17 protein-coding genes are annotated in these 17,434 nt (G+C 66.0%); 7 read left to right on the forward strand and 10 right to left on the reverse strand.

Annotation, left to right across the window (positions count from 1 at the left end):
- Positions 1 to 137: 137 nt before the first annotated feature.
- The 3 genes from RIdsm_RS13765 to RIdsm_RS13775 form a co-directional block, all read right to left on the reverse strand.
- Positions 138 to 1,511, reverse strand: coding sequence for an NAD-dependent succinate-semialdehyde dehydrogenase (locus RIdsm_RS13765; RefSeq protein ID WP_057815325.1), 1,374 nt, complete (start codon positions 1,509 to 1,511; stop codon positions 138 to 140).
- Between the two features lie 95 nt (positions 1,512 to 1,606).
- Positions 1,607 to 2,365: a DUF1036 domain-containing protein gene (locus tag RIdsm_RS13770; protein WP_057815323.1), complete on the reverse strand. Its 759-nt coding sequence runs from the start codon at positions 2,363 to 2,365 to the stop codon at positions 1,607 to 1,609.
- A 164-nt stretch (positions 2,366 to 2,529) separates the two neighbouring features.
- Positions 2,530 to 3,159 carry a response regulator transcription factor gene (locus tag RIdsm_RS13775; protein ID WP_244955830.1) on the reverse strand — a complete coding sequence of 210 codons (630 nt, stop codon included), beginning with the start codon at positions 3,157 to 3,159 and terminating at the stop codon, positions 2,530 to 2,532.
- A 294-nt stretch (positions 3,160 to 3,453) separates the two neighbouring features.
- Between RIdsm_RS13775 and RIdsm_RS13780 the strand changes: the two genes are divergently transcribed.
- From RIdsm_RS13780 to sucD, 6 genes are all read left to right on the forward strand, one after another.
- Positions 3,454 to 4,665 (forward strand): aminotransferase class V-fold PLP-dependent enzyme, encoded by a 1,212-nt coding sequence (locus RIdsm_RS13780; RefSeq protein WP_057815319.1) that lies wholly within the window; start codon positions 3,454 to 3,456, stop codon positions 4,663 to 4,665.
- A gap of 3 nt (positions 4,666 to 4,668) precedes the next feature.
- A complete protein-coding gene (locus RIdsm_RS13785) occupies positions 4,669 to 5,649 on the forward strand; it encodes a 2-hydroxyacid dehydrogenase (RefSeq protein WP_057815317.1) in 981 nt (326 codons plus the stop codon).
- Positions 5,650 to 5,684: 35 nt separating this feature from the next.
- On the forward strand, positions 5,685 to 5,912 hold the full coding sequence (locus RIdsm_RS13790; protein ID WP_057815315.1) for a hypothetical protein: 228 nt from the start codon (positions 5,685 to 5,687) through the stop codon (positions 5,910 to 5,912).
- Positions 5,913 to 6,305: 393 nt separating this feature from the next.
- Positions 6,306 to 7,247 carry an HpcH/HpaI aldolase/citrate lyase family protein gene (locus RIdsm_RS13795; protein WP_057815313.1) on the forward strand — a complete coding sequence of 314 codons (942 nt, stop codon included), beginning with the start codon at positions 6,306 to 6,308 and terminating at the stop codon, positions 7,245 to 7,247.
- A 15-nt stretch (positions 7,248 to 7,262) separates the two neighbouring features.
- Positions 7,263 to 8,447, forward strand: coding sequence for a malate--CoA ligase subunit beta (locus RIdsm_RS13800; protein ID WP_057815312.1), 1,185 nt, complete (start codon positions 7,263 to 7,265; stop codon positions 8,445 to 8,447).
- Entirely contained in the window at positions 8,447 to 9,328 is an 882-nt protein-coding gene (gene sucD / locus RIdsm_RS13805; protein WP_057815311.1) for a succinate--CoA ligase subunit alpha, read from the forward strand. Before RIdsm_RS13800 ends, sucD begins: the two co-directional genes overlap by 1 nt.
- Positions 9,329 to 9,653: 325 nt before the next feature.
- Here the strand turns inward: sucD and RIdsm_RS13810 are convergent, their stop codons facing one another.
- The 4 genes from RIdsm_RS13810 to RIdsm_RS13825 form a co-directional block, all read right to left on the reverse strand.
- Complete coding sequence (locus tag RIdsm_RS13810; protein WP_057815310.1) at positions 9,654 to 11,126, reverse strand: carboxypeptidase M32; 1,473 nt, start codon at positions 11,124 to 11,126, stop codon at positions 9,654 to 9,656.
- A gap of 4 nt (positions 11,127 to 11,130) precedes the next feature.
- On the reverse strand, positions 11,131 to 12,270 hold the full coding sequence (gene ctaA / locus RIdsm_RS13815; RefSeq protein ID WP_057815308.1) for a heme A synthase: 1,140 nt from the start codon (positions 12,268 to 12,270) through the stop codon (positions 11,131 to 11,133).
- Positions 12,271 to 12,328: 58 nt separating this feature from the next.
- The gene (locus RIdsm_RS13820; protein WP_057815306.1) at positions 12,329 to 13,075 is read right to left on the reverse strand and encodes an RNA methyltransferase; all 747 of its coding nucleotides are present in this window, start codon (positions 13,073 to 13,075) and stop codon (positions 12,329 to 12,331) included.
- A gap of 372 nt (positions 13,076 to 13,447) precedes the next feature.
- The gene (locus RIdsm_RS13825) at positions 13,448 to 14,311 is read right to left on the reverse strand and encodes a hypothetical protein (RefSeq protein WP_057815304.1); all 864 of its coding nucleotides are present in this window, start codon (positions 14,309 to 14,311) and stop codon (positions 13,448 to 13,450) included.
- Positions 14,312 to 14,724: 413 nt separating this feature from the next.
- Between RIdsm_RS13825 and RIdsm_RS13830 the strand changes: the two genes are divergently transcribed.
- Complete coding sequence (locus tag RIdsm_RS13830; RefSeq protein ID WP_057815302.1) at positions 14,725 to 15,351, forward strand: thiamine phosphate synthase; 627 nt, start codon at positions 14,725 to 14,727, stop codon at positions 15,349 to 15,351.
- 162 nt (positions 15,352 to 15,513) lie between these two features.
- Here the strand turns inward: RIdsm_RS13830 and olsA are convergent, their stop codons facing one another.
- The 3 genes from olsA to RIdsm_RS13845 all read right to left on the reverse strand — a co-directional run bounded on the left by olsA (position 15,514) and on the right by RIdsm_RS13845 (position 17,417).
- Positions 15,514 to 16,350 carry a lyso-ornithine lipid O-acyltransferase gene (gene olsA, locus RIdsm_RS13835; protein WP_057815299.1) on the reverse strand — a complete coding sequence of 279 codons (837 nt, stop codon included), beginning with the start codon at positions 16,348 to 16,350 and terminating at the stop codon, positions 15,514 to 15,516.
- Positions 16,347 to 17,114: an L-ornithine N(alpha)-acyltransferase gene (olsB, locus tag RIdsm_RS13840; RefSeq protein WP_057815298.1), complete on the reverse strand. Its 768-nt coding sequence runs from the start codon at positions 17,112 to 17,114 to the stop codon at positions 16,347 to 16,349. Before olsB ends, olsA begins: the two co-directional genes overlap by 4 nt.
- Positions 17,115 to 17,234: 120 nt before the next feature.
- Positions 17,235 to 17,417, reverse strand: coding sequence for a DUF3553 domain-containing protein (locus RIdsm_RS13845; RefSeq protein ID WP_057815296.1), 183 nt, complete (start codon positions 17,415 to 17,417; stop codon positions 17,235 to 17,237).
- Positions 17,418 to 17,434 lie beyond the last annotated feature (17 nt).

The following is a 17,434-nucleotide window of genomic DNA, read 5'->3' on the forward strand; positions in this document are numbered from 1 at the left end:
CGCCGTCCCGGCGCCCGACCGTGGCGCGTTTGCCGCGGTTTTTCCCGGCGCCACCGGATCAAGCAATAAGAAACGGGGCCCGCCAAAGGCAGGCCCCGCTGAAATTCCGCTTACGTCGCGGGCCGGGCTCTCGGCCCTCACGCCATGTAAAGCGACTTGGCGTTCACGAACTCCTTCATGCCGAAGCCGCCATGCTCGCGGCCATAGCCCGAATCCTTCACGCCGCCGAACGGCATGTTCGGAATGGCCACGTTGTACTTGTTGATGCAGACCATGCCGGTATCGAAATGTTTCGACGCCAGTTCGCGGGCGCGTGTCTCGTCCTTCGAGAAAATACCGCCGCCCAGGCCATAGCGGCTGTCATTGGCGATCCGCATCGCGTCCTCGTCATCCTTGGCCTTGATGACCGAGGCGACCGGGCCGAACAGCTCGTCGTCATAGGCGGGCTGACCGGGCTTCACGTCGACCAGAACGGTCGAGGGGTAATAGGCGCCCTTGCCCGCCGGCACCTCGCCGCCGCACAGCACGCGCGCACCCTTGGCGACGCTGTCCTCCACCTGCTTGGCCAGATCGTCGCGCAAGCTGGTCTTCGACATCGGCCCCAGCTTGGTGCTCTCGTCCGTGGGCTCGCCCATCGTCATCGTCTTCATCTGCTCGGTGAAGCGCTCGACAAAGGCGTCGTAATTCTTCTCGGTCACGATGAAGCGCTTGGCGGCGACACAGGTCTGGCCGTTGTTATAGATCCGGCCCGCCGCACAGGTCTCGACCGCCAGGTCGAGATCGGCATCGTCGAGCACGATATAGGCGTCGTTCGAACCCAGCTCCAGCACGGTCTTCTTGAGATGCTTCGCGGCCTGTTCGGCCACGATCCGGCCCGCGCCGTCGCTGCCCGTCAGGGTGACGCCCCGCACGAGGTTATGCGCGATCACCTTGTCCGACTGGTCATGATCGATCAGCAGCACGGTGAACAGATGCTCGGGCAGGCCCGCCTTCTTCATCACGTCCCGCAGGAACAGCCCGCTGCCGGTGCAATTCTCGGCATGTTTCAGCATGACGCCATTGCCGGCCATCAGGTTGGCCACGGCATAGCGCACCGCCTGGTAGCACGGGAAGTTCCACGGCTGGATGCCGTAGATCACGCCGACCGGCGCATAGGTGATCACCCCGGTGCCGTCGGGAATGTCGCGCTCCTCGTCGGCCAGCTCCTTCGGCCCGGTCTCGGCGGTGAAGTCGCAGATCGCCGCGCAAAGCTCGATCTCGTCGCGGCTGTCGCCGATCAGCTTGCCGACCTCCTCGGTCATCAGCCGGGCGAACTCTTCCTTGTTGTCGCGCAGCGCCTGGCCGATGGCCTTGATCACCTTGGCCCGCTCCTCGAGCGATACCAGTTTCCATTCGTTGAACGCGCCGTGGCACAGCTCGATGGCGGCGCGCATCTCCTCGTCGCTCATCGTCTTGTAGGTGTCGATCGTCTCTTCCGTCGCCGGATTGACCGTCTTCAGCGTGCTGGTCATGTCTATCTCCCAAACGTGTGCATCTGCATGTGTCTGGGATCACAACGCGCCCGGCGCCGCTTGTTTCCATCACCTCCCGGTGAGCCGACGCGACGTCAAAGACCGCGATCCATCCGGATCGGCTTGTCACGGTTGGCCGGAATGTAGACGAGGGTCTCCGCGTCCAGCTCCAGGATGATCCAGCACAGCAGCGGCACATCCGGGTAATTCACCAGCATCACCGGCCCCGCGCCATCGGCCCCGTCACAGGTCTCGGCCAGTTCGAACATCGCCAGCCCGGCCTTGTACCCGGCATAGCTGTCCTCGATGACCGTCCCGCTGATGGTCATGACGAAATCGTCGTCGGAGACGTTGTACCACGTGCCCTGCAGCAACTGGGACACCGCGTCCAGGTCAACGCCCGCCTCGGCCGGCTGCGGCTCGGGCGCCGGTGCCGGCGCGGCCACCGGCTCTGACACCGCGGCGCCGGTCATCCGCACGGTCACGTCTGTCGCGCTGCCCACCACGATCTCGCTGAATGGCTCGCGGGTATAGCCCCGCACTTCGCAATTCGTGTCGCCCACGATGGTGAACACATCGTCGCTCGAGCAGAAATAGTAATCCTCTGCCGGGAAATCCTCGTCTCCCGTGGTCGCGCGCCAGTAGTAATGCGTGAGCGGCAGGTCGCCCCCGAGGACCGTGGTGCATTCGCCCGCCAGCACCTCCCACCAGCCTTCCGAGGTCCAGCCCTCATCACCCTTGTAGCCGATGGCCACGGTGGCCCGCATGGCGGTGTCGTTGCAGAAGGTCAGCCCGGCCCGCGCCGGGGCGGCGAACCAGAGGACGGCAAGGCAGGCAATCAGGAAAAGGCGCATGGTAATCACTCCAAAAGCAATCTCTGCCCGCCACCCTATCACAGTTTCCCGCCGTCAAAGCCGCCAAAATCGCCCCGGCCCCGCGCGCCCCGGCCCTTCATCTTGCCGAAAATACTCCCGCCGGAGGCATCCCGAACGCGCCACAAGCGCGGCCGCCCGAAAACTCAGTAATTCCCCGCCACGTATTTCGCGATCGCCGCGCCACGCGAATTCACGTCCAGCTTCTGGTAGATCGCCTTGAGGTAATACTTCACCGTGTTCTCGCTCAGCCCCAGCCGGGCCGAGATCTGGAAGTTGGTCAGCCCGTCGACCAGCAGCGCCAGTATCTCGTGCTCCCGCCGCGACAGGCTGTCGGCATTCTCCGAGGTCAGCTTGCGCAGGATATCCGTCGGCACGATCGAATGCCCCTCCACCAGCTTGCCCAGGATCTTCGGCAGGCTGGTCAGGATCTGGCTCATCATGCAAACCGAATTCGCCCCCGACTTGATGGCGGTGCGGATGAAGGCGAACTCGGTATCCTCGGCCACCACCACGATCATCACCTGCGGATAGCTCTTGCGCACCACGTCGAGCACCGAGGTCAGGTCGCCATCCGACAGCCGCACTCCCAGGATCAGGATCGCCGGGCCTTCCGTCTTCGACAGCAGCTGTTTCAGCCCCGCCTTGTCGGTCGCGAACGGCCCCAGCCGCACCTCGGGGATCTGCGCCACGAGCGATCCGATGCCCTGGCAGACGATCAGCTGGCGGTCGGCCACGATCACCTGCGGGCGGTCTGCAAGGGGTTCGGCGGTCATGTCGACCTGGGTCTGCGCGTCATTCATCCGGCAAGCATACACCACAAGCGGCTTTCCCCTAGGGAATTGTTTGCGACACTTGGCCGCCGGAAACCGATGAAATTAAACGAAAAAACGGTATGCAAAGGCATGCATTGGTGTTCAATGCCCCCCGCTCACCCGAAAGGGTGGGCGCCGCCTACCCGTTCGTTGGCCCGCCTCCGCCACCGGCCTGCACGGGGTATCCCCTCGGGCGTTACGAACCGGCGCGCCCGCCCCGATAAGAGGCCCCAGACAAGCGGAGGAGACCATCCCATGAACGGCTACCAGCACCTTTTCATCCCCGGCCCCACCAACGTGCCCGAGCCCGTGCGCCAGGCGATGAACCTGCCCATGGAAGACATGCGCGCCCCCGATTTCCCCGGTTTCGTGACCGGCCTTCTGACCGATCTGAAGAAAGCCTACCGGATGGAAACCGGCCGCGTTTTCGTCTTCCCCTCCTCCGGCACCGGCGCCTGGGAAAGCGCGATCCAGAACACGCTGCAACCGGGCGACAAGGTGCTCATGTCGCGCTTCGGGCAGTTCTCGCTCCTCTGGGTCGACATGGCCGAACGCCTCGGCCTCGATGTCGAGCTCTGCGAAGTGGACTGGGGCAAGGGCGTGCCGCTCGACGACTACGCCCGCATCCTCGCCGCCGACACAGACCACAAGATCAAGGCGGTCTTCGCCACCCAGAACGAAACCGCGACCGGCGTCACCTCCGACATCGCCGGCGTCCGCGCCGCGCTCGACGCCTGCGACCACCCGGCCATGCTCTTCGTCGACGGCGTCTCCTCCATCGCCTCGATCGAGTTCGAGATGGAGAAGTGGGGCGTCGACCTCGCCGTTTCCGGCTCCCAGAAAGGCTTCATGCTGCCCGCCGGCCTCGGCATCCTCGGCGTCTCGGAAAAGGCGCTCGAAGCCAACAAGGCCCTCGCCGGCTCTGGCATGGCCCGCTGCTATTTCAGCTTCGAGGACATGATCAAGCTCAACGACACCGGCTATTTCCCCTACACCCCCGCGACCCAGCTCCTCCGCGGCCTCCGCTGCTCGCTCGATATGCTGCTCGAAACCGGCATGGAATCGGTCTGGGCCCGCCACCACCGCCTTGCGGGCGGCGTGCGCGCGGCGGTCGCGGCCTGGGACGGTTGCGAGCTGGTGGCCCACGGCCCCGAATGGGCCTCCGACACCGTCTCGGCCATCTACGTGCCGCAAGGCGTCGACGCCCGCGACGTGATCTCCGGCGCCTATTACAAGTACCAGACCTCGCTCGGCACCGGCCTCAACAAGCTGATGGGCAAGGCCTTCCGCATCGGCCATCTCGGCTCGCTGAACCCGGTGATGCTCTGCGGCGCCATTTCCGCCGCCGAAATGGCGCTGGTGGATGCCGGCGCCCAGATCGTGCCCGGCTCGGGCGTCGCCGCCGCGCAGGCCCATTTCCGCGACACCACCCCCGCCACCGTCGCCGCCCCCGCGAAAGCCGCCTGACCCATGGCCGACCGCACGATCCTCGTCACCCGCGCCTGGCCGAAAGAGGCCGAGGAACGGCTCGTCGCCGAACGCCTCGGCACCGTCACCCTGCGCCACCCCGACACGCCCATGAGCCGCGACGAATGGATGGCCGCCGCGCAAAGCTACGACGTCATCATGCCCACCGTGTCGGACAAGATCCCGGCCGAATTCTATCCGGCCGCAAAGGGCAAGCTGCGCGTCATGGCCAATTACGGCGTGGGCTTCAACCACATCGACATCGACGCCGCCCGCGACAACGGGATTGCTGTCACCAACACGCCCGACGTGCTGACCGACTGCACCGCCGATCTGGCCATGGGCCTGCTGCTCTGCGCCGCCCGACGCATCGGCGAGGGTGAACGCGAGACGCGCGCCGGGCAATGGGCCGGCTGGCGCCCCACCCACATGATCGGCAAGAAGGTCTCCGGCGCCACCATCGGCATCATCGGCTTCGGCCGCATCGGCCAGGCCATGGCCCGCCGCGCCCATGGCGGCTTCGGCATGCGCGTGGTGTTCCAGGATGCCTGGGACGTGCCCGACGAGATCAAGGCGGCCAACGGACAGGCCGAACAGCTGGGCTCCATCACCGAGGTCGCGGCCGAGGCCGATTTCCTCTCCCTCCACTGCCCGGGCGGCGCCGACACCTACAAGCTGATCAATGCCGAGGTGTTCAACGCGCTGAAACCCGGCGCCATCCTCGTCAACTCCGCCCGCGGCGACGTGGTCGACGAAGACGCCCTCTTCGACGCGCTCGACAGCGGGCGGGTGGCGGCGGCCGGGCTCGATGTCTACCACAATGAACCCGCCCTCGACCCGCGCTTCCTGACCTACGGGAACATCGTCCTCGCCCCGCATCTGGGCAGCGCCACCGACGGCACCCGCGCCGCCATGGGCCACCGCGCCATCGACAATCTCAAGGCGTTCCTTGCGGGCGAAACCCCGGGCGATCTCGTCACGTAAACCGGCTGTTAACCAAGGTGGGAAAGGATCGGGCCATGAGCGATCATGGCCCGATCACGCCCGAGCAATGGCTCGGCAAGCTGTTCTCCTCCCGCGCCGCCCGCGAGGGGCGCGTCATCCGGCGGCAACTCCGCGACATCGACCGTTATATCGGCCGCGACCGGTTCGAGGCCGAGCTCGCCCGGCGCGGCTATCACGCGGTCGAAAACGCCGGACAGATGGTCATCTTCTGCAACCAGGAACCCGTCCGCGTGGTTCTCTAGGTACTTTCCGCGCGGAAAGTACCCTCGGGAAATGCGCATTTCCCGAGCCCGGAATTTGCGCAAATTCCGGGACCCTGCCGCCACCGTCACGCTCGCGACTCGCCCGGAAAATTCGAATTTTCCGGCCCGGAATTTTCCAAAATTCCGGCACCAAAGGGAACATAAGTTTCCGATCATAAACACTTGTTTTCCCGCCCCTTTCTCTGCGCCGCAGCGAGTGCATCCCACCGCATCCCGCAACGCCTGCACCGGGTAGGCCCACCCTACCCGTTCAGGCCCCATCCCCCTCCCCGCGCCGCCATTCTTACCCGCAGGGAAGTGTCGCGGCCGCCGCTTTCGGGCGACAACCGAAGACAACGGACACGCCCCGTCCGAATGAGGAAGGACACCCACATGAGCTACACCCTCCACCCGCTCAAGAAACAGCGCCTGCAACGATCCGAACTGGCCGTGCCCGGCTCGAACCCGTCGATGATCGACAAGGCCGCCGACTCGGGGGTCGATTACATCTTCCTCGACCTCGAAGATGCCGTCGCGCCCCCCGACAAGGTGCAGGCCCGCGCCAACATCATCCAGGCCTTGAACGACATCGACTGGAAGGCCAAGGGCAAGACCATGTCGATCCGCATCAACGGGCTCGACACCCATTACATGTACCGCGACGTGGTCGAAATCGTCGAACAGGCGGGCCAGCACCTCGACACCATCCTCGTGCCCAAGGTGGGCGTGCCGGCCGATCTCTACACCGTGGAAACCATGGTCAGCCAGATCGAAGAGGCGATGGGCTTCACCCACCAGATCGGCCTCGAAGCGCTCATCGAAACCTCCCTCGGCATGGCCAATGTCGAGGCCATCGCCGCCGCCCCCGGCCGGCTGGAAGCCCTGCATTTCGGCGTGGCCGACTACGCCGCCTCCACCCGCGCCCGCACCGTCGTCATCGGGGGCCTCAACCCCGATTACCCCGGCGACCAGTGGCACTTCGCCCTCTCCCGCATGACCGTCGCCTGCCGCGCCTATGGCCTCCGCGCCATCGACGGCCCCTTCGGCGACTTCTCGGATCCCGACGCCTATGTCGCCTCGGCCAAACGCGCCGCGGCGCTCGGGATCGAGGGCAAATGGGCCATCCACCCCAGCCAAATCGCGCTTGCCAACGACGTCTTCTCGCCGCCCGAGCCGGAAGTCACCAAGGCCCGCCGCATCATCGAGGAACTCAAGAAGGCCGCCGCCGAGGGCAAGGGCGCCGCCTCGCTCGACGGCAAGATGATCGACGCCGCCAGCGAGCGCATGGCCAACAACGTCATCACCGTCGCCGACGCCATCGCGGCCAAAGGGTAACAGGAGGTCACACCCATGGACATTCACGAATACCAGGCCAAGGAGATGCTCAAGCGCTTCGGCGTCAGCACCCCCCGCGGCGGCATCGCCTATTCCCCCGAACAGGCCGTCTATCGCTGCTCGGAACTCTCCGGCGACAAATGGGTCGTCAAGGCCCAGATCCACTCCGGCGCCCGCGGGAAAGCGGGCGGCGTCCGCATCTGCGCGACCGAGGAAGAGGTGGCCGACGCCGCCCAATGGATGCTCGGCCGCCGCCTCGTCACCCACCAGACCGGGCCCCAGGGCAAGCTGGTCAACCGCCTCTATATCGAGGAAGCCACCAGCATCGCCCAGGAAATCTACCTGGGCTTCGTGATGGACCGCAAGCTCGAGCGCGTCGTCGTCGTGGCCTCGGCCCAGGGCGGCATGGAGATCGAGGAGATCTCGGCCAACGAACCCGACTCCCTCATCCGCAGCGTGGTCGACCCCGCCGTCGGCATGCAGAACTTCCAGGCGCGCGAGATCGCCTTCCAGCTGGGCCTCGACCCCACTCTCATCCCGGCGGCGGTGAAAACCATCATCGGCTGCTACCGCCTGATGAGCGAAACCGACGCCAACATGGTCGAGATCAACCCCCTCGTCGTCACCAAGAGCAACGAGATCGTGGCCCTCGACGCCAAGCTCGCCTTCGACGACAACGCGCTCTTCCGCCACCCCGACATCTCGGAACTGCGCGACAAGAGCCAGGAAGACCCCCGCGAAACCTACGCGGGCGACCGCGGCCTCAACTATATCGGCCTCGACGGCAAGATCGGCTGCATCGTCAACGGCGCCGGCCTCGCCATGGCCACGCTCGACATGATCAAGATGGCCGGCGGCGAGCCCGCGAACTTCCTCGACGTGGGCGGCGGCGCCAGCCCCGAACGGGTGCTCATGTCCTTCAAGGCCGTGCTCAACGACCGCAATGTCGAAGGCATCCTCGTCAACATCTTCGCCGGCATCAACCGCTGCGACTGGATCGCCGAGGGCGTCATCCGCGCGGTGAAGGAGCTCGACCTGCAAATGCCCCTCGTCGTCCGCCTCTCCGGCACCAATGTCGAGGAAGGGCGCAAACTCCTCGCCGATAGCGGCCTCAACATCACCACCGCCAGCTCCCTCGCCGAAGCCGCCGAGAAGGTCGTGGGCGAATGGAAGGCCGCGCAAATGAAGGAAGCCTCGTAATGGCCATTCTCATCGACAGCACCACCCGCGTTCTCGTCACCGGCATCACCGGCCGCATCGGCAGCTTCCACGCCCAGGACATGATCAAGCACGGCACCAACGTCGTGGGCGGCGTGACCCCCGGCAAGGGTGGCTCCACCCATCTCGACCTGCCGGTCTTCAACACCGTCAAGGGCGCGGTGGCCGAAACCGGCGCCGACCTTGTGGTCAGCTTCGTGCCCCCGCCCTTCGCCGCCGATTCGATCATGGAAGCGGCCGATGCGGGCATCAAGACCTGCGTCTGCATCGCCGACGGCATCCCGGCCCAGGACATGATCCAGGTGAAACGCTACATGCGCCGCTACAAGGAAGACCGCCGGATGCGCCTGATCGGGCCCAACTGCGCCGGCATCATCACCCCGGGCCAGGCCTTCGCGGGCCTCATGCCGCCGCATATCTACAAGCCCGGCCGCATCGGCATCGTCGGCCGCTCCGGCACGCTGGGCTACGAGGCCGCGAGCCAGATGTCCGAACGCGGCATCGGCGTCTCCTCCTCGATCGGCATCGGCGGCGATCCGATCAACGGGTCCAGCTTCAAGGACATCCTGGAACTCTTTGAAAACGATCCGGAAACCGACGCCGTCGTCCTCGTGGGCGAGATCGGCGGCCCGCAGGAAGCCGAAGCCGCCGAATACATCCGCGACCACATGACCAAACCCGTGGCGGCCTATATCGCCGGCCTCTCGGCCCCCAAGGGCCGCCGCATGGGCCATGCCGGCGCCATCGTCTCGGCCTTCGGCGAATCCGCGCAAGAGAAAGTCGACATCCTCAAGGAAGCGGGCGTGACCATTGTCCCCACGCCCTCTTCCTTCGGCGAGGTTGTCGAGAAGATGGTCGCCTGATCACTCCCAAGCTCACGGCCACCATTCCGAGCCCCGGCGCCGACCCCGCGCCGGGGATTTTCACATCAAGAACGGCCTGCAAACGGATGATAACAAACAGAGGTCACAGAATCACACCGCCCAAAACGCCAAACACCCCCTGACAAAAATACCCAGCCCGCCGCTTCTTCTGGCCCAAAATATCCCGGGGGCTTGGGGGCTGGCCCCCAATCCAACCCTCGCCACACGCACCGAACCCACAGCTTCTTCTCGAACAAGACATCCCGTGCGAGGCGCCCAGACCTGAAGTGATTTCAACGGTGGGGACAGAGCCCCCACACGCAGATCATCCCGGATACAAGGCGCAAAACTTGTCCGCCAGATATCCCATCAGCGGCCCCGCCGACGGCTCCTCCCCGCCACAGGCAAGCGTGATCACCTCGCGTGGCTCGTACCGCCCGCCGTGCCGCTGCACGTTCTCGTGCAGCCATTCCACCGCCGGCCCCGGATCGCCCCGCTCTAGATGCGCATCCACATCCGGCACCGCCGCCCGCAGCGCCTTGTTCAGACACCCGGCATAGACATTGCCAAGGCTGTAGGTCGGGAAATACCCGAACAGCCCCACCGACCAATGCACATCCTGCAAAACCCCGTTCGAGGCCTTGTCGACCGGATATCCGAAATCCTTCAGAAACCGCTCGTTCCACGCCGCTTCGAGGTCGCGCACCGCGAGATCCCCGGCCACCAGCGCCTTTTCCAGGTCGAACCGCAGCATGATATGCAGGTTATACTGCACCTCGTCGGCCTCGGTCCGGATATACCCCCGATGCACCCGGTTCACGGCGCGATAGAACGCCTCTTCGTCGGATACCCCGATATCCCCGAACCGCGCCCGCATCTCGCCATAAAGCCACCGGCAGAAGGCCGGCGACCGCCCCAGCTGGTTCTCGTAGATTCGGCTCTGGCTTTCATGCACCCCCATCGACACGCCCTGCCCCAGCGGCGTCAGCCGATAGGCCGGGTCGATCCCCTGTTCGTAACAGGCATGGCCCGTCTCGTGGATCGTCGAATAGATGCAGTTGAACGGATCGTCCGCCGCCGTCCGCGTCGTGATCCGCACATCGTCGCCCGAGCCTGAGGAAAACGGATGCACCGCCAGGTCCAGCCGCCCACGCGTCCGGTCATAGCCGAACCGCCCAGCCAGCTCGCGCGCCAGCGACAGCTGCACCTCCGCCGGAAATTCGCCCGAGACCCCCTCGGCCGCAACCCCCTCCAGGGCCCGCTTGCGCAACTGCACCAGCCCGGGCCGCATATCCTCGAACAGCGCCTCCAGCATCGCCGCCGTCGCCCCCGGCTCGAAATCATCCAGCAAGGCGTCGTAAAGCGTCACGTTCTCCGCCAGCGCCGCCGCCTCCTCGCGCTTGAGCCGCACGACCTCCTCCAACGTCGGCGCAAAGGCCGCGAAATCGTCGTTGGCCCGCGCCTCGGCCCAGACGCCCTGCGACCGGCTCGTGAGCCTCGCCAAAGCCGTCGCCAGCTCCGCCGGCACCTTCCGCGCCCGGTCATGCGCCCGCCGGATCTGCCGCAACTGCGCGGCGCCAACCTCGTCGGGCGCCTCCGCCGCCGCCAGCCACTCACCGACCCGAGGATCGGTCCGCCGCGCATGCAGCACCGCCTCCATCGCGCCCGACTCTTCCGACCGCTGCTCCGCCGCCCCGCGCGGCATCACCGTCTCCTGGTCCCAGGACAAACGCCCCGCCACCTGCGCCAGCGCCTGCGTCTCGCGCTCATGCGCCATCAACTCGTCATAGGCACTCATCGTCTTACCCCCTCACCGATTGCGCCAGCGGATACTGGCTGAGGAACCGCGCCCGGATGATCAGCACCCAGACTACGACCGCCAGCACCTGGTGCACGATCGCCACCTGCCACGGCGCGGCATAAAGCACCGTGGTGATCCCCATCACCACCTGCGCACAAAGCGCGATGAACGCCCCCGTAAAGGCCGCCCGCGTCGCGCCATTGGCACTCCGCCGCCCCTTCAGCCACACCATCACGGCAAAGCCCAGCAGCAGATACCCCACCATCCGGTGCACGAACTGCACGAACCCTGGGTTCTCGAACAGGTTCCGCCACCCCAGCTCCGGCATCCAGAAATCCACCGGCAGGAACCCTCCCGCCATCAGCGGCCAGTCCGTAAAGGTCCGCCCCGCATCGATCCCCGCCACCAAGGCCCCGATCAAGATCTGCAGGAACGCGAAATGCATCCACCCCGTCGACAGGCTGAACAGCTTCGCCTCCCGGCCCCGCCGCGCCTGCATCAGCTCCCGCTCCTCGCGACCGAGGCAGAACACGTACCACGCGATGAACCCGAGAATGACGAAAGCCAGCCCCAGATGCACCGCCAGCCTGTAGCTCGCCACATCCAGCATCTGCCCCGTCAGGCCCGAGGATACCATCCACCAGCCAATCGCCCCCTGCGCGCCACCCAGCACACCAAGGCCCAGCAAGCGCCCGGTCCACCCCGGCGGCATCTTCCGTGTCAGCAGGAACCCGAAGAACCCCAGCGCCCAGACCAGCCCGATCACCCGGCCCAGCTGACGATGACCCCATTCCCACCAGTAGATCGTCTTGAACTCCTCAAGGCTCATGCCCTTGTTCTGCAACTGGTACTCGGGAATGGCCTGATACTTCTCGAACTCCGCCTCCCAGGCGGCCTGGTCCGTCGGCGGCAACGCCCCCTTCACCACGTTCCATTCCGTGATCGACAGCCCGCTATCGGTCAGCCGGGTCAGCCCGCCCACGGCGATCATCACCACCACCAGCGCGAAAAGCACCATCAGCCACACCCGCACGGCCCCGCGCGCCCCGCGCCGGCCCTTGTCGATCATGCCGCCCTTCGGCGCCTCGCGCCGGGCCTCGCCCTCGCCAACCTCTTCGAAAATGCTGCGCTTGCCGCTCATCCCCGGCCCTTTCCCTTGTTCAGGCGAAGGTTAGTGCCGCCACCCCCCCGCTTCAAGCTCACTCGCCCCGGTCTTTCCACCGCACCATCTGCCGCAGCACACCGTGCAGCATCCGCACATCGGCGCCGGTCAGGGGCATCCGGCTCCACATGTTACGAAGATTGATCTTCATCCCCTCCCGCTTGTGCTCGGGGAAAAAGAACCCGGCCTCTTCCATGCGCTCTTCGTAATGATCGGCGAGCTTCTCCACCTCCAGATGGCTGGCCCAGTCGGCGCCCCCCATGTCGGTGCGCTCCATCTCGACCTCGCCAGAGGCCCGCCGCCACTCATAGGCGGTCAGCAACACGCATTGCGCCAGGTTCAGGCTGGCAAATTCCGGGTTCACCGGCACGTTGATGATGGCATTGGCGCGCGCCACGTCCTCGTTCTCGAGCCCGGCCCTCTCCGGCCCGAACAGCACCGCCACCTTCTCGCCGGCCGAAATCTTCTCGGCCGCCACCTGCATCGCCCGCTCCGGCGCATAGACGGGCTTCGTCAGCCCCCGCACGCGCGCGGTCGTCGCAAACACGTAGGTGCAATCCGCCAGCGCCCCCGGCAGATCATCCGCCAGCACCGCCTCATCGAGCAGCCGCCCGGCCCCGCTCGCCATCGCGGCGGCCTTGGAATTCGGCCAGCCATCCCGCGGCGCCACGATCCGCATCCGGTCGAGGCCGAAATTCCACATGGCCCGCGCGGCGGCGCCGATATTCTCGCCCATCTGCGGGCGCACCAGCACGAAGGCCGGCTGGGGGGTCTCGGTCGGCATGGGCTCTCTCCTTCACCGCCCGCCTCTTAAGACAGCCCCGGCCCGCTGAAAAGCCCCCGACCCGCCGCCACGCACGGAATCATCCCGCCCGCCACGCGCCACCCGCACATGGCGACGCGCCCGCCCCGTCTTCCTCGCCCGGTATACCCCCGCCGGAAGCGCCCACGCTCTCCCCCACGCCCGACCTCACCCCCTGGCGCCCCAAGCTTCTTCTTGGCCCAAATATCCCCGCCGGAGGCGTCCCACGCCCTCCCCCAACCCGGACGTCACCCCATGGCACCCGGGCTTCTTCTTGGCCCCAATATCCCCGCCGGAGGCATCCCTCCCGTCCGGCCGCCCCACCGGCCGAAGAAGACACGCCCGGGCCCGGGCTCACCGCGCCGCGCAGACCGTCGCGCGCGCGTTCGACCAGCACCCAGCCGAGCCCAGCCGGAAATCCTCGCCCAGGAAGCCCTGCGCATGGGTTGCCCCTGCGACCCCGTTCCACCAGGCCGAGGCCAGCCCCGACCCGTCCGGCCGCACTTCCGCGAACCAGTCGCCCAGGTAGCTGTCGCGGTCGGTGTTGATCCAGAACGACCCCGACCCGTCATTTTCCAGCCAGATCGGACAGCCCGACGCCATGTCGAGATAGACCCGACCGTCGACCGCCAGCTTGCAGCTCCCGTAAATCACCTTCGGCCCCGCAGTATCCGCCGCCGGCGCGCTGCCGGCGGTCTGCACACAGGCATAGGTCTCCTTCGAGGCCCGGCTCGACCCGGTCAGCGGAAAGCTCACCTGCGTCGGCCCGGTGCCGGTGTCATAGGCGAAATGCACCGTGCCGGCACTGGCAAACAGGTCCAGCTCTCCCCACGGCTCGCTGTTGGGCATCACCAGCCCCCGCCAGGTGAACCCGTTATGGTCCTCGACCGGCTCCATGCCATAGACCTGCCCGGCGCCGCGGTCGCCGTCGAACCACATCTCCACGTCGATCGCGAAGGGCGAGGCCGCCGAGGCGAAGCTGCTGAACCCGATCACGGTCTCGGCCGGGTCGTGGCGAAAGAACAGCCCCTCCTCCATGCCGGTGATCCGCATCGCCTCGCAGGCCGCAACCTGGCCGCCCTGGCGAAGCTGGCTGATATCCCAGCCATTGGGCGCGCTGTAGGGCACCGCCTCCTGCGCGGCCAAGGGCGCCGCCACGGAAAGGGAAAGACTACAGGACAGACCTGCCGCCGTGGCGGCCGAACGGATGAAACTCATCGGAAAACCTCATAGGATGCATCTGAATATCACGGCACCTGCAAACGCCCCGGCCGAAATTGCCGAAAGCCCCCCACCGGCCCCTCAGAACCCTTGCCCGACCGCGCCGAAGGATCAAGCGTTTCAAGCGGCGCCCGGCCCCTGTGCCCAAAAAACCCGCCCTTTCCTTCCCGAACCACCCTCCCGAAACCTCACCCGGAGTTTCATCTTTCCCCAAATACTCCCGCCGGAGGCACCCTTGCCTCTCCATCCAACCAACCGCCCGAACCCCGGCCACACCCCGTGCTTTCATTGTTCCCGAAATACTCTCGCCGAAGGCGTCCCGCCCTCGAAACACGTCCCTCCAACCGCCATGGACGCACGCGTTTTTCCCAGCTATAGGAGCCCCGATAAGCAGAAGAGGAGCGCCCCGGATGGCCGAGCCCGAGCAGCCGCAGATCTATCTCATCACGCCGCCCGAGATCGAACTCAGCCGGTTCCCCGACACGCTCGCCCGGGTGCTCGACGCCCATGACGTGGCCTGCATCCGCCTCGCCCTCTCGACCCATGACGAAACCGCGCTGTCGCACGCCGCCGATGCCTGCCGCGAGGTGGCCCATGCCCGCGACATCGCCATCGTCATCAACACCCATTTCATCCTCGCCGAGCGGCTGGGCCTCGACGGCGTGCACCTGACCGACGGCGCGCGCCAGATCCGCACCGCCCGCAAGACGCTCGGCGCCGATGCGGTCGTGGGCGCCTTCTGCGGCGCCTCGCGCCATGACGGGATGAGCGCGGGCGAAGCCGGCGCCGATTACGTCAGCTTCGGCCCTGTCGGCGACACGGCTCTCGGAGACGGCACAAAGGCCGAGCACGACGTCTTCGAATGGTGGTCGCAGATGATCGAGGTGCCGGTCGTGGCCGAAGGCGCGCTCGACGAAGATCTCATGCGCTCCCTCGCCCCGGTCACCGACTTCTTCGGCATCGGCACCGAGATCTGGTCGGCCGACGATCCCGCCGCCGAACTCGGGCGCCTGATCGCCGCGATGGGCCACGGCTGATGTTGCGCAAACCGGCCCGGCCGCGCACGGTCGGTTAACCCCGCGCCCGGCGCGCGGGTCTCGGTCGAAAACACCGACAAAATACCGACGTTATACCGACGCGATACCGACATCGCCTTTTCCGGCCATTTCAACGCGTTAACCCCGATTCGCCCCGGTTCCTCAACGAGACAGCCGCCGCGCCTCCGGCATCCCGCCCCTGACAACCTGCTCCACATGCGCCGCCAGCGCCTTGCGGGTCGCGAAATCTTCCACCTTTACAGGCACATGGTAGACGACCTTCACAGATCCGTTCCGCCGTGCCGCCAGCAGTTTCAGCGCATGCGACCCGAAATCCATATCGCCCCACCAGCCATAAAACCGCGGGTCTTCCCCCTCCGGCGCGGTATAGATCACGGTGACCGGCTGGATATGCATCTCATGCCGCAACGCCTCGTTGAAGAACGCCTGAAAGAGCGTTGATTTGAATGGCAAAACCCGGAACCCATCCGTCGAGGTGCCCTCGGGGAAAAACAACAGCTTGTGCCCCGCCAGCAGCCGGTCCTCGAACACCTCCTGCTGCGCCTTCGCCTCCCGCGGATCCCGCGCGATGAACACCGTCCCGGTGATCTTCGCCAGGAACCCGATCCCGGGCCACCCCGCCACCTCGGCCTTCGAGACGAAATAGACCCGCTTGCGCGCATTGAGCGAGAAAATATCCAGCCAGGACGAATGGTTGGCCACCACGGCGCCCCGCGCCGTCATCCGCTCGCCCACCGCCTCATGCCGCATCCCAAGCACGAAAAAGGCAAGCCGGCACACCACTTGCGTGATGAAGGGCGTCCACGGCCGGTGCATGCCGTGCAGCGGCCTCTCGACCAGCCGCAGCAGCATCATCGCCACCACGCCCGTCAGCAGGATCGCCACCAGCGTCAGCCCCCGCAGAACCACCCGAAACCAGCCCCCCGCCGTGATTTTGAAAGGCGGTGCGGGCTCTTCGGGCGACCACGTGAAACTCACGCCGTAATACCCTTGGAATATATGTTTTTCTGGGTTTCGCTCAATCGTTCGGTATCCATCACCAGGCAGATATCGGTGGTGTTGAACGCATGATCGATATACGCGCCGTCCCCCACATAGCCCCCCAGCCGCAGGTAGGCCTTGATCAGCGCCGGCACTTGCAGCATCGCCGCCCGCCGGTCGATGCGGTCCTCGGCCAGCAGGTCCATCCGCTGGTAATGCGCCGCCTGCGTGCGCACCCGCAGCCCCTCGGGCGCAAGGTGCCGATGGTGCAGAAGCGACAGCGGCTGTGCCAGGGCCTCCACATCCGTGCCGTGGAAGCTTGCCACCCCGAACAGGATTTCTATCTCGTTTTCAATCACGTAGCGCGCGAGCCCGTTCCAGAGGTGGAACATCGCCGCCCCGCCCCTGTAGGACGGCGCAAGGCATGACCGCCCCAGCTCCATCAGCCGCCGGCCGCTCTGTTTCAGCGGCGTCAGGTCATACTCGTCCTCGGAATAGAACTGGCCCATCTGCCGTGCCTGGTCGTCGCGCAGCAGGCGGTACACCCCCACCACCGCGTCATCCTTCGCGCCGTCCGTCAGGATGAGATGGTCGAAGAACGGGTCGAACCGGTCCTGCTCCAGCCGCGCGTCATGGTCGACCATCGGCCCGTCGCCGCCCAGTTCCTCGACGAAAACCTCGTATCGCAGGCGCTGCGCGGCCCGCAGATCGGCGTCCGAGCCTGCCAGCCTGACACTGAACTGATCCTGGCCCTTGCTCATCCCTGCCCTCGCGCCTCCGTTCGCCGCGGTTTTAGGGCGCGAAAGACACGAAAGCAACGGCACTTGACCGCGTTGCACCGATCATGCCTTTCGGGTGCCTTAACTTTTCCGTAACCTCCCTCATGTTTTGATCACCGGGATCAATTCAACACGGGAACCATCGATCACGACCTTGCCAACTTCCTGGAAATTCACGGTGATTTTTCCACCAATGTTCGACTGCACCTGCCCTGTGCCCCAATCCGGCTGGCGCGGGTGTTCGACCAGCATGCCGGGTTCCAGGAAACTGTTAAGATCTGACATACTGTTAACCGCCACTG

It is taken from the genome of Roseovarius indicus (assembly GCF_008728195.1).
Lineage (GTDB): Bacteria > Pseudomonadota > Alphaproteobacteria > Rhodobacterales > Rhodobacteraceae > Roseovarius > Roseovarius indicus.